This window comes from Terrabacter aeriphilus, from assembly GCF_039542985.1.
GTDB classification, from domain to species: Bacteria; Actinomycetota; Actinomycetes; order Actinomycetales; family Dermatophilaceae; genus Terrabacter; species Terrabacter aeriphilus.
In genome coordinates this window covers 1-12874 of sequence record NZ_BAABIW010000015.1, presented here as the reverse complement: position 1 = coordinate 12874, position 12874 = coordinate 1, and the positions used below count along the sequence as shown (strand labels likewise).

The 12874-nt window shown below is 69.7% G+C and carries 8 protein-coding genes; 6 read left to right on the top strand and 2 right to left on the bottom strand.

Annotation, left to right across the window (positions count from 1 at the left end; all coding sequences use genetic code 11):
* Nucleotides 1-7 precede the first annotated feature (7 nt).
* Nucleotides 8-1303, bottom strand: coding sequence for an alpha/beta fold hydrolase (locus tag ABD979_RS11550; RefSeq protein ID WP_345507624.1), 1296 nt, complete (start codon nucleotides 1301-1303; stop codon nucleotides 8-10).
* 318 nt (nucleotides 1304-1621) lie between these two features.
* Here ABD979_RS11550 and ABD979_RS11545 point away from each other — a divergent pair, with 318 nt between their 5' ends.
* The 6 genes from ABD979_RS11545 to ABD979_RS11520 all read left to right on the top strand — a co-directional run bounded on the left by ABD979_RS11545 (nucleotide 1622) and on the right by ABD979_RS11520 (nucleotide 11192).
* Nucleotides 1622-2386: an HD domain-containing protein gene (locus tag ABD979_RS11545; protein WP_345507623.1), complete on the top strand. Its 765-nt coding sequence runs from the start codon at nucleotides 1622-1624 to the stop codon at nucleotides 2384-2386.
* A gap of 72 nt (nucleotides 2387-2458) precedes the next feature.
* Complete coding sequence (locus ABD979_RS11540) at nucleotides 2459-3424, top strand: NAD(P)-dependent alcohol dehydrogenase (RefSeq protein ID WP_345507622.1); 966 nt, start codon at nucleotides 2459-2461, stop codon at nucleotides 3422-3424.
* Nucleotides 3425-3629: 205 nt separating this feature from the next.
* Nucleotides 3630-4511: a CPBP family intramembrane glutamic endopeptidase gene (locus ABD979_RS11535; protein WP_345507621.1), complete on the top strand. Its 882-nt coding sequence runs from the start codon at nucleotides 3630-3632 to the stop codon at nucleotides 4509-4511.
* Nucleotides 4512-4967: 456 nt separating this feature from the next.
* Nucleotides 4968-6128: an MFS transporter gene (locus ABD979_RS11530; RefSeq protein ID WP_345507620.1), complete on the top strand. Its 1161-nt coding sequence runs from the start codon at nucleotides 4968-4970 to the stop codon at nucleotides 6126-6128.
* Nucleotides 6129-6479: 351 nt separating this feature from the next.
* Entirely contained in the window at nucleotides 6480-9335 is a 2856-nt protein-coding gene (locus ABD979_RS11525) for a helix-turn-helix transcriptional regulator (RefSeq protein WP_345507619.1), read from the top strand.
* Nucleotides 9336-9662: 327 nt separating this feature from the next.
* Complete coding sequence (locus ABD979_RS11520; protein WP_345507618.1) at nucleotides 9663-11192, top strand: MFS transporter; 1530 nt, start codon at nucleotides 9663-9665, stop codon at nucleotides 11190-11192.
* A 349-nt stretch (nucleotides 11193-11541) separates the two neighbouring features.
* Here the strand turns inward: ABD979_RS11520 and ABD979_RS11515 are convergent, their stop codons facing one another.
* Nucleotides 11542-12726 carry a tyrosine-type recombinase/integrase gene (locus ABD979_RS11515; RefSeq protein ID WP_345507617.1) on the bottom strand — a complete coding sequence of 395 codons (1185 nt, stop codon included), beginning with the start codon at nucleotides 12724-12726 and terminating at the stop codon, nucleotides 11542-11544.
* Between the last annotated feature and the right edge of the window lie 148 nt (nucleotides 12727-12874).

The following is a 12874-nucleotide window of genomic DNA, read 5'->3' as shown; positions in this document are numbered from 1 at the left end:
AGGGGTGTCAGCGGGTGGGCAGTAGGGCGTGGGTGCGGCTGGCGGTGACGACGTCGGCGATGGCGGTGACGGTCCCGCCGGCGCCGGTGGGGTCGGTGAGGAGGCCGACGTGCGACTGGTTCTCGACGGTGTGCCGCGCGTTGCTGGACAGGGCGGCCATCTGGTCCTGAGCCGCTGCCCAGCCGGGCTTATCGTCGACGTTGTCCTTGGCGGTGAGGACGACCAGCGGGATGTTCCCGAGCGTGGCGAGTGCCTGCGCCTGGCGGAACGCGACGGGCAGTGCGGCTTGCTCGGCGCGCGTGTTGGCCAAGCCTCGTGGGCTGTTGGCGAACGCAGCGACCTGCGCACCGGCACGGCCTGGCAGGGCGGGACCGCCCATCGCGTTGCCGAGACCGAAACGGAACAGGGTCGGTGCGACTGCGAGGGCACGGCGCATGACCTGGTACTCCCCGTTGAACGTGGTGACGAGCTCGACCTGGTGCGGGCTTGCGCTGTCGAGCAGGACGACGCCGGCGACGTCGCTGTCGTACAGATGCGTGTACGTGAGGGCGTGGACGCCGCCGCTGGAGTGCCCGGCTAGGACGAACGGACCGGTCTCACCGGCCGCGCTCAGCAGCTGGTGCAGGTCCGTGGCAGCGGTGGTGGCGTCGGCTGGGTTCGGCGAGTCGTCACTCCAGCCCTGCCCTGCCCGGTCGTAGGCACACACACGGGACGTGGCGGCGACGGCCGGTTGGACGCGTGCCCACAGCGGCGAGGTCTCACCGAGCCCGTTGAGCAGGACGACAGTCGGGGAGCCGGTGCCGGTGCAGTTCAGGTGGAGCCGGTAGCCACCGACGTCGACCAGCTTGCCCGGCATGGGTCCGGCCGCAGCGGTCGGGGACTCGGTGCTGGCGTGGTAGAGGCCGCCGGTGCCGGCGAGGAGCATGGCGGCGGCCACCGGGTAGACGAGCAGCCGGGACCGGCCGGGCATGGAGCGCCGTACCTGGCCCCAGACCCAGACACCGAGGACGAGCAGGGCGGGCACCCACACCCATGACAGGAGGGTCATGGCCGGCTCGCCCGGGTCGACAGCGGCCAGGACGGCGCCGGAGGTCGCCATCACGGCGGCAGGGACGTGCGCCCACCGTTGCGGTTGCGTGGTCCACCGGGTGGTGAGGAGCGCGAGCATCGCCCACCCGGTCGCGAACGCGAGGAGGACCGCGCCGACGACGCGGGCCTCGGACGCGTCGGGCACGACCGCCACGATGAGCGTGAGGGCGACCAGCGCACCGGTGGCCATGGACGCGAACGTGATGCGACCCATCGGTTCGACCCGAGTAGCGGGCGAGCTGGTCGCGGCCGGGGTGTCAACGGCGGTTGAGGTGGTCATGACGGTTTCCCCTTTCCTGGCGTCCGAGGTGGACGGCCACAGTCCCCACAGTTGCCGTCAGCGGGTTTCCTCGCCCCGGTCACATGGCCAGGATTGCCAGTCCTTTGGTGGTGCGCCACGGGCGTCTGGGCAGCGTCACGGTTCAGAACCCGGTCAGTTGACCGGGGCGAACCACCCACCCCTGGGGTCACTCTCGAAGTGGACCCGAAGGCGCCCCTGCACCGGGACACCGCTGTGAGCAAGGAGTAACCGATGACCCCCGACACCACCGTCGGAACGCACGCGTGGACCATGCGCACCGGCGGACGCCTGCAACCCGCTGAAGCGCGTGGGCTGCTGGTCGACCTCGCCCGAGCCCACGCCGGCAACGCCGTCGGACGCCTGGGCCTGCTGACGCACCTGCACCCAGGCCGGAACGCGTATGTGGACCCCGCCCGGCTCGTCCCGCCGACCTCACCCCTGACCCGCGCAGCCACCGACGCGGCGACCAGAGTCCTGCCGTCGCCGCTGCTCAACCACAGCCACCGCTCCTACAGGTTCGCCCGCGCCGTCGGCGAGCTCGAAGGAGTCGACGTCGACGCCGAGCTTCTCTACGCCGCTGCCCTCCTGCACGACACCGGCCTGGTCACCGCCACCGGCCGCGACGACTTCACCCTCGCCTCAGCCCGCCTCGCCCGCAACGTCGCCGAACAGGTGGGCCTGTCCACGGCCGCCACCGAAACGCTGCAGACCGCCATCACCCTGCACCACAGCCCCCGCGTCACCCTCGACTTCGGACCCGTCGCCTACCTGCTCGCCGCAGGCACCGGTGTCGACGTCGCCGGCGTTCGCACCTGGCAGCTGCCACCGGGCGTCCTGACCACCACCGTTCGCGACCACCCCCGCGACGGCTTCAAGAGGTACTTCACCGGTGTCTGGGCGAACGAGGCAGCCCGCGTCCCACACGGCCGTGCCCGCTTCCTGTGCCGGTACGGCGCGTTCTCCGCCGCCATCGCACTCGCACCCTTCGACGACTGAACCCCTCGCAACACCGCTCCAACACAGCACCACCTTCACCCCACCTCCATTCCACGCAAAGGACCCCCTGAGATGAAAGCCATCGTGCAAGACCACTACGGAGACGCCTCCTCGCTGCGGTTCGACGACATCGACCGCCCGCAGTTCGGCGACGACGAGGTGCTCGTCCACGTCGTCGCCGCCGGCGTCGACCGCGGCGCCCTGCATTTCATGACCGGACAGCCGTACCTGATGCGCCTCGGCACCGGCCTGCGCAGCCCCAAGATCCGGGTACCCGGTGTCAGCTACGCCGGGCGCATCGAAGCAGTCGGTGCGAACGTGACCGGCTTCGCCGTGGGCGACGAGGTCTACGGCGCAGCCCGCGGCGCGTATGCCGAGTACGTCACCGCATCCCCGACCAAGATGGCGCGCAAGCCGGCCCAGCTCACCTTCGAGCAGGCCGCAGTCCTGCCCTACGCCACCTTCGCCGCCCTGCAGGCAGTAGGTGACCACGCGAAGGTGCAACCCGGCGAACACGTTCTGGTCGTCGGTGCCACCGGAGCAGTCGGCTCCATCGCCGTCCAAGCCGCGAAGGCGGCCGGCGCCGAGGTCACGGCAGTCGCCGGACCCCGTCACCAGGATCACGCCGCCGCCCTCGGCGCCGACCACACGATCGACTACACCCGAGGCGACTTCACCGACGGCACCCGCACCTACGACGTCATCATCGACGTCTTCGGTCGCACCTCCACGCGACGGCTGCGCCGCGCCCTCGCACCCAAGGGCAGGCTCGTCATCGTCGGTGGTGAAGGCGACCGATGGGTCGGTGGCATCCAACGCCAGCTCGGCGCCGCCCTGCTCTCCCCGTTCGTCAGCCAGCAGCTGCGCATGTTCGTCGCCAAGGAGAACACATCCACCCTCGAGCGCTTGAACGACCTCATCACCCAAGGGAAGGTGCAGCCCACGGCTACTCAGCTGCATCCGCTGGTCGAAGCGGCCCATGCCGTCACCGCGGTGGGAACGGGTGCGGCAGCAAACCGGCTCGTCCTGGGCATCTGACCCGGTGCGTGATGCTGCGCGAGCACCACGGACCGCCAGGGGGGGGCGCTCCTCGGGTCGACACGTCGGTGTCGACCCGAGGAGACCACGAGGCCGGGCCGAATCCCGGCCGTTGTGCCGGGGTGAGCGTGACCGGTTCGGAGAAGAGTCGTGCGTGCGCCAACTTCCCAGGCGCACTCCAGCTCACCGGACGGAGCACAGAGCCATGACTCTGCACACCAGCCCCGACGCCAGCCCCGACGCCAGCCCTGCCTCGTGGGTGACCCGCGGGCCTCGACCAGAACCCTCCCAGGGGCGCCGGGCCGCCGAAGCGGTCGCCTTGGTGGCCATCTGGGTGACTGCCGGATACCTGCTGCACCTCAGCAGGAACGCATACCTGCTGCTCGGCATCCCGATGACCGCCGCCTTCCAGCTGCTGGTGCGCCGTCGCCCGCTGCGTGAGCTGTTCGCTGGAGGCACGACCCGGTTCGCGTTGGACCGCCGAGGGTTCGCGATGGCAACCGTGCTGGCCATCACCCCGGGGTACTACGCGGTCGGCGCGTTCACGGCCGCCGACTGGACCGAGTTCGGCTGGTACCTGGCCGCCATGGCCGGTGCAGTCGCGGCAGCGTTCTCACTGCGTGCCAGTTCCATCGTCGCGACCGTGCGCTCGGCCGCACTCCCCATGGCTATCGGGGCCGTGGGCATGGGCACCGTGTTTGGCGCAGTGCACATCGCGACCGGGACGCCCCTGCCTGCCATGGCCGCGGTTGCCGCGCTGGCCAAGTACACCGCCCTGTACTACCCGGCCACGTTCCTCCTCGAGGAAGTCGCCTTCCGCGGGGCCCTCGACGCGCACGTGCACCACGACGGGGACTCACGCCGCTGGCAGTCCGCCGCATTCGTGTCCGCGCTGTGGGGCCTGTGGCACCTGCCGGTCGCCTCCGGCTTCCCCTTGCCGCTGCTGGTGGTCGAGATTGTCGTCGTGCACGTCGCGCTTGGGGTTGGCCTGTCACTTGCGTGGCGTCGTAGCCGCAACCTCGGCGGTCCGGCGCTGGCACACGCCGTCATCGACGCCGTTCGCAACGCCACCATGCTGGGGTTGTGACTCCGGCACCCGTGCACCGGGCCAACGGCGCGCCCCTCGCCCCGCCTCATCAAGCGACGTTGTGCGAGCACCGAGCTCTGGCACGAGGCCGATTCCGCCTCGACCGTCATCCATCGAGCCACCGCCTTCACGCCCCTTGCTCGGTGTAGGGAGGACCAGGGCCTGGTCTCCGCACGCCACTGACGTCGCCGACAGCCCTGGTCACCGACAGTCTCTGCGGGCTGTGCTGCGGGTCGCGGCAGTGGACGCGCACACCCTGCTCACACCGCGAGGCGCTCCAGTCAAGGCGGCCGACGCGGACTGTCCAGGCACCCGGTCATCTGACCGGGGCGAATGCAGTCCATCGACGTCAGGGTGGACAGGTCACCAACTATCACCGGGGACCCCGTCCGGAAGGCCACGACCGTGTCCGACACCGCCACTTCCCACCGCTCACCAGCCGCCCAGGCTCGCGGCATGAGCAGGACAATGACTGCTCTGTTCGCCTTCGCTGGAGGTGCCGCAGTCGCCAACACGTACTGGGCACAGCCGCTGCTTCACGTCATCGCTGAAACGTTCGACGTGTCCGCGGGCTCTGCCGGCCTGCTCGTCACCGTGACCCAGACTGGCTACGCCGCTGGCGTCTTGTTGCTTGTCCCGCTCGGTGACCGGCTCAAAGCTCGACGGCTCCTCCCACTGGTCATGGGCGCCTGCGCTGTCGCCCTCGCAGCCGCCGGACTCGTCACGAGTTACCCAGTCCTGCTGATGACCTTGGCCTTGGTCGGTTTCACGACCGTGGCCGCACAACTGCTCATCCCGCTCGCTGCCGACCTCGCCGGTGACGACCAACGCGGACGCGTGGTCGGGAGCATCGTGTCGGGTCTACTCACCGGCATCCTGGTCTCCCGCGCCGTCAGCGGAGTCCTCGCGAGTGCTTTCGGATGGCGTGCCATCTACCTCCTCGCTGCCATGGTCACAGCCACTCTTGCGCTCATGCTAGGCCGGCTCCTGCCAGCCGCTCCAGCGCCGGTGTCCGCCGGCTACGTCGCCCTGCTGCGGTCAGTGTTCGCCGTGGTGCGCGGCCACCGGGTCGTTCAGGTGACTCTCGTGCTTGGCGCGCTCAATGTCGGCGTCTTCTCCCTGTTCTGGAGCGCGTTGACCTTCCTACTCAGCACCGAGCCTTACTCGTGGACCGCAGTCCAGATCGGCCTCGTCGGGTTGGTCGGGCTCGCGGGGGCTCTCGCAGCCCGACACGTCGGTCGCGCCCACGACGTGGGCAAGTCCACCCCAGCGACCGGTGCCGCCCTCGGCTTGCCCATTCTCGCCCTCACCATCGGCGCCGTGGGGTCGCACACCCTGTTCGGCGTCCTGGCGGCCGTGCTCGTGCTGGACGTCGCCGTCCAAGCCGAAAACGTTCTTCACCAGACGCGGCTGGTCAGCATCGACGTCCACGCTCGAGGCCGCTTCAACACGGCCGTCGTGACCAGCGCCATGACCGGCGGGGCGGGTGGATCCGCCATCGCCAGCATGCTGTGGTCCGCGGGTGGATGGAGCGCCGTCATGAAGGGCGGACTCGCGATGCTCGCGCTCGGGCTGCTGGTCTGGCGGCTCGGGCGCAACACCCTCCGAGCAGCCTGACCTTCGCCGCCGAGTGCTTGAACAGTCGTACGGCACTCGACGGCGCTGCGGTCACCCGCGGCCGCTGCGCAGCCCGGAGGCTCACGGCGTCCGGTGCACTCACTGGTCGGATCATCGGCGCGCTGCTGGCGTGCCCGCTCCAAGTGGTCCTCGTCACGCATCAGGGGCCCGGGGGCCTCGGCCGCCGGGGTGGATGAGCACCCACATCGGTGGGACGTCCGCGAACGAGTGGTGCGCACCCAGGACCCAAGCGCTTGGATGTACGGACGGTAGCGATGCGGTTGATGGCGGCCCTCACGGTGGGGCCCGGGGGAGCGTCGGTTGCGGTCATGGAGAGTCCTTCAGTTGGGCATGGCGTTCTTCGGTGAGTCCACGTTGCGCCGGGCGGGTCAGCATTCCGCGGTCAATGTGCCGGGACGCCGCGCAGGGCGGCCGGGCCGGCGGTACGGTCGGCTGGTGCTACACGGCCGTGAGCCCGAACGCGCGCGGCTTGGCGCGTTGGTGGACCAAGCACGCGCCGGTATCGGCGGCGCCCTCGTCGTGCTGGGGGAGCCAGGCGTCGGCAAGAGCGCCCTGCTGCGCGACCTCTCCACATTGGGACGACTTTCGGGTGAGGGTGGGCACGTTCGGGTGCTGCGCACTGCCGGTGTCGAGTCCGAGTCACCATTGCCGTACGCAGCGCTACTTCGCCTGCTTCGTCCCCTGGCAAACGTCGACCACCTACCCCGCCCTCAGGCTCGGGCGCTGCGGATCGCGTTCGGACTCGAGGACGGGCCCGCCGTCGAGCCCTTCCTCGTCGGTGTTGCCACGCTGTCAGTGCTGACCGACGCAGCCGAACCCGCCCATCCGCTTCTGGTGGTCGTCGATGACGCGCATTGGCTCGACTCCGCGTCCGCGGACGCGTTGCTGTTCGCCGCCCGGCAGCTTGCCGCCGACCCCGTGGCGATGGTCTTCGCCGCCCGAACCGGCGACCCAGCAGGACGAGAATTCGCTCCGCCCGGGCTGCCGACCCTGCAGCTCGATGGATTGGACGGCACCGCCGCCCGTCAGCTCCTCGACGAACGTGGCGGGGATCCCCTGTCGGGCGAGGTTGCCGAGCGCCTCGTCCGCGAGACCGGTGGGAATCCCCTCGCCCTGCTCGAGCTGCCCACCGGACTGAGCCCGGCTCAGCTGCACGGGCAGGCGCCGTTGCCACAACGGCTCGCGTTGACCGCAGGAGTGGAACGCGCCTTCCTGGACCGTTGTCGTCGCCTGCCTCAAGGGGTTCAGACGCTGTTGCTGGTCGCCGCTGCCGACGCCACAGGACGAGTCGCCACCGTCCGGCAGGCGGCCGCCACGCTTGGTGTCGACGCGGCCGGGTGGGACGGCGCTGAACGAGCAGGCCTGCTCACCGTCACCGGCGACGTCGTGGCTGTCAGGCATCCGCTGGTCCGTTCGGCCGTGTACCAAGCCGCGACCAGCTACGAGCAGCGCCAGGTCCACCGCGCCCTCGCTGAGGCAGTGGGCGTCGACGACCCGGATCGTGCGACCTGGCACCGTGCTGCTGCGGCTGACGGACCCGACGCCGAGGTCGCTGCAGCCCTTCACGACGTCGCCGACCGCGCTGAACAACGCGGTGGCCATGTCGCGGCAGCGGACGCGTTCGAACGCTCAGCCGAACTCACCGAGAACGAGACGGACCGCGCTACCAGCCTGTTCGGAGCTGGTCGCACCGCGTGGGCAGCAGGGCAGGCGCTTCGTGCGCGCGCATTGGCATCCGGAGCACGCGACGTTGCCGTCGACCCGCTACAACGGGCCGACATCGACCGGCTGCGCGCCCGCATCGAGGTCAACGTCGGGTCGGCCGTCGACGCGCACCGCATCTTCACAGTCGCCGCCCGCACGGTCGCGGACCACGACACCGGCCGTGCGTTGGAGATGGCGTGCGCCGCCGCACTCAACCGCACCTATGGCGCCGACAGTGGAGCCACCCTAGGTGACGAGGTGCTCGCGAAGCTGCTGGCTCCCTCGTCAGGAGACACCGAACGCACCACGTGCCTGCGGCTGCTGTTGGGCGCCCTGACGGCGTGCGGCGACCAGGACTGGGACGGCGCCGTTCCAGCGCTGGCACTCGCACTGGACGCTGGGCGGCACGTCGAGGACCTGGACGTCATGGGCAACCTCGGCAACACCGCCTTGCACCTGGGCCACGATGAGGGAGCCCGCTTCTACTACTCCGCCATGGAGTCCACCGCCCGGGAGGCAGGCGCCGGCATGGTCGTCGTCTACGCCCTCGAACGGCTCATGTTCGCCCAACTACCGACTGGACCGTGGACGGCAGCGCTCAGCTCCGCCGACGAAGCGCTGACCTTGGCGCGCAGCGTCGGGCAACCGACCCTGACCGCCGCGCCACTGGCATGCATGGCGCTGCTTGCTGCCCTGACGGGCAGCGACGACTTCGACCGCCATCTTGCATCCCTCGAAGAGGTCTCTGCTCGACACCCTCTGGGCATCATGGCCGGCCCCGCACACGACGTGACCCGTTGGGCGAAGGGCGCCCGCGCGACCGCGCAAGGTGAAACGGCAGCAGCGTTGCACCACCTGTCCGGGATGCGCGTCCCCGCCCTGCACCGGATGGCCGCCGTCGACCGACTCGAAGCCGCAGTCCGGGCCGGCGACACCAACCAAGCCCGCACCTGGGTAGAGGAGCTGGCCCGATTCGCCCCCGGGACCGGATACGCCTGGGCGCTGGGTGCGCTCGAGCTCGGACGTGCCCTGACCGCGACTGACCCGGCTGCCTCGACGGCGGCGTTCGAACGCGCGGTCGCTCACTACCGGCAAGCCGGCCGCCCCTACGACCTGGCACGCACCCAGCTCGCGTTCGGGGAGTTCCTGCGCCGTACGAACCGTCGCGTCGACTCCCGCACTCACCTGCGGCCGGCGCTGGAGACCTTCACCGAGCTGGGTGCCGTCCCCCTCGTCGAGCGCGCCTCTCAGGAACTGCGAGCGTCCGGGGAGACCGCCCGCAAGCGCGATCCATCCACCCTGCTGAACCTCACACCGATGGAGCTCAAGGTCGCCCATCTCGTCAGTACCGGGCTGTCGAACAAGGATGTCGCCGCCCAGTGCTGGGTCTCACCGCGGACGGTAGCGTTTCACCTGCGCAACGTGTTCACCAAGGTCGGCGTGAGCTCACGGACCGAGCTCGCCCAGCTCGACTTCAACTGACCTCTTCGACCTGTCGCACCCGGAGTGCACACCATCGTGGTGGAGCTCCCCGGGCCCTCCCCACCAACTCGATGGTGGGGAGGCAGCGGCGAAAGCGGATTCCCGGCGCGTGTCCCCGACGGCCAACGGGTCCACGCATGTCGGGTTCTCGCCAGCCGGTGGCACCGGGCTGCTTCTGCGCCCACGCCCTTGCACGCCGCACGCCTTGCACACCCCGGCCATTTGACCGGCGCGAGCCCACGGCGTTCGGACGACGGTAGGCATCACCCCACCAACAGCTCACCCCCTGGTGGTGGACCGCCAGCCGAAACCCGTCAAGGAGTTGTCATGCACGCCAAGCCCGCCGCCGATCCGCTCGTGGTCGACACCGCCACCGCGGACACCCACGCCGCACCCCACACCCCGACCCACCACGGCCACGCACCGACCGCCGCCCAACACGACGACAGGGATGGGCCACGCACGTCCTGGGCCGTCCTGGCCCTTGCCCTCGCCGCACAGATTCTCGTCGTCCTCGACATCTCCGTCGTCAACACCGCACTGCCGTCCATCGGTCGCGACCTGCACCTGGACGGGTCAGACATGCAGTGGGTCGTCACTGCTTACCTGATGATGTCCGGCGGCGGCCTCCTCTTCGGCGGCCGCATCGCCGACCTACTGTCGCGCAAGTGGGTGTTCCTCACCGGCCTGACCATCTTTACCATCGCATCCATCGTCAGCGGGTTCGCGGGCAGCGCAAACCAACTCATCGCTGCCCGCGCCGGTCAGGGCCTCGCGGCGGCTTTGATGACCCCGGCCGCACTCTCCATCATCATGACCACGTACTCCGGCGCTCAGCGCCGCCTCGGACTCACCCTGTGGGGTGCCGTCGGCTCCCTCGGCGTCGCCGTCGGCGTCCTTCTCGGCGGAGCCCTCACCACGTGGGCAGGCTGGGAAACCATCTTCTTCATCAACGCGCCCATCGGCGCCGTCGCACTCGTCGCCGGGCTCAAGGTCATCCCGGCGGCCACCACCCCAGCCGTCACCCTCAGGCAGTTCGACGTGGCCGGCGCTACCACCGTCATCGGCAGCCTCGCCGCCCTCATCTACGGCCTGGGTGCGACGGAGCAGCACGGCTGGCTCTCCGCTCGCGTCCTGGCCGCGTTCGCCATCGCCGCGCTCCTTGCAGTGGCGTTCAAGGTCCGGGAAAGCAAGGCTTCGAACCCGCTCGTCCCGCCGCACACGTGGAAGGTGAAGTCCCTGGTGTCGGGCACCACCGTCATGCTCGGCGTCACCGGCATCCTGGTCGGAACCGTGTTCCTGACGTCCATCTTCATCCAGACCGTCATGGGGTACTCCGCCATCCGGGCCGGCGTCGCCTTCGTTCCGTTCGCCCTCGCCATCACCGCCGGTACCGTCATCGCCAAGCACGCCATGGCGCACGGGACCCCGCGGCTCATCGCCGCTATCGGCCTGGTCATCGTTGCCGGCGGAGCGGTCCTGCTCGCCCAGGCATCCGCCGGCTCCGCTTTCCCAACCGGCGTCCTGCCCGGCCTGGCCACGATCGGTCTGGGTGTCGGCATGGTCTTCGCGCCTGTGTCCGTCACCGCAATGGCTGGCATCCCACCCCAGCACGCCGGGATGGCATCCGGGTTCCTCATGACGGGGCACGAAGTCGGTGCCGCCCTAGGCGTGGCAGTCCTCTCCGCCGTGGCCAGCACTGCCGGCAGCCTCACCAGTGCCACCGGTGTCGTCGACAGCTTCGACCGCGGGTTCCTCGTCGCAGCCGGCATCGCTCTCGTCCTGGCCGTGTTCGCGTACCTGCGGATGCCTGCCACCCGGGTAGAGGCCGGGGCCGGGATGCACATGCATCACTAAAGCGAACCGGAACGCTTCACTCAAGCGCTTGGTCCCCCACCCGTGGGGGCCGAGCGCTCGAGCTACTACTTGGCGATCGAGGGTTGTGTCGAACCACTGAGGCCCTGTCCAAGACGGCTTCGGTGCTCCGCGTGCATGGGCGGCCCGGTCGCCGCGTTGCGTGGGCCGCACCCGCAAGGGTTCGGTGCGCGTTGTTCGTCGACAAGCCCACCAGACGGTCCTGCTTGGCAGGATCAGTCCGGCGTACTCCCTCGCCTGCCGTAACGACAACCAGCGGCCTAGTGTCGGGACGACGATTGACACTTCGGAAGATGAGGTGACCGAGCACAGTTCGTCTGACGCACGCCACCTAGCGGACCGCTTGCTGTTCGACCAAGGCAGAAAGGCGCCGCGCGATTTCCGCCGGACGGTCGTCGGCGACGTGTTGATAGCGCATCGCCATGCTTGCGGTCGAGTGTCCGAGACGGTCCATGAGTTCGCGGGTGGTGGCCCCCGCGTGCGCCGCGAGGGTGGCCCCGGTGTGGCGCAGGTCGTGCCATCGAAGGTCCGGTCTTCCGGCCGCGGCACGCGCCGGCTTGTAGACCTTGTAGAGGCTGCCGTGGTGCATGTGGCGTCCGTCGGTGTTGGGAAAGATCAGGCCGTCGGCTCCTCGCTGGGCGTGGGTAGCGAGGTGGGCACGGATCTGGGGGAGGAGGTGCGGAGGAACGGTCACGTCCCGGGTGCCAGCGGCTGACTTGGGCGTTCCCACGTGTGGCTGGCCGTCGGGCCAGGTCACGGCACGCCGGACCCTAATGAGCCCGTGGAGGAGGTCGATGTCCTTGCGGCGAAGTTCGGTGAGCTCACCGAATCGCAGGGCGCACCACGCCGCGAGATGAACCATCAGCTGGTACCGGTCGGGCATGGCGTCGGCGATCTGGGTCAGCTCGTCGAGGGTGGCCGGGCGCATGCCGAGGCGGCTGGGGTTTCGGCCGGCGCCACGGATACGGCAGGGGTTGCCGGACAGCCGCTCCTCTTCGACGGCCGTGTTGAGGACGGTCCGCAGGAGTGAATAGGCGTGCGCGCGGGCAGCGGGACGCTTCTGTCCCCAGCCCGAGTACCAGGCCTTGACCGCCTCGGGGGTGATCTCGTCAAGAGGGGTGGGCCCGAAGGCGGCGATGAGGACTGTGAGGAGTCGGGCGTACTCTGCTCGCGTCCTGGGTTTGAGCTCTCTGCCGGCCAGCCAAAAGTGCGCATACTCGGCGAACGCGGGGAGCGGCGCGGGGGAGTGGGGCGCCGGGTGCCATCGGGCCTCGGTGATGGCGGCGGACTGGACACTGAGCCAGGCCTCGGCGTCACTCTTGGTGTGAAAGGTGGTGGGTGCGAGGTGCCGGCGGCCATCGGGTCCGAGGTAGCTGGCTTGATACCTCTTCGACGGCAGTCGGCGGACATTGCCGAACCCTCGTCTGCGGCCGGTGTTGTTGCCCCCGGATCGACGCGTCGCTGGCGTCGCGGCTGTCCCATCCGCTGGCCCTTCGGGGTGCACTGGTTGTCGCACTGTGACTCCCTCCGTGCAAGATTCGTGCAAGAACGAAAGGGAACTGGAGTCCACATCAGTCCACTCGCGACTCCTACGAGGTCAAGTCCCAGGTGGTGGTGTAGCGCTGCGTGATCCGTGTTGGAGGGATCAGGCTGTCAGGGCGGGC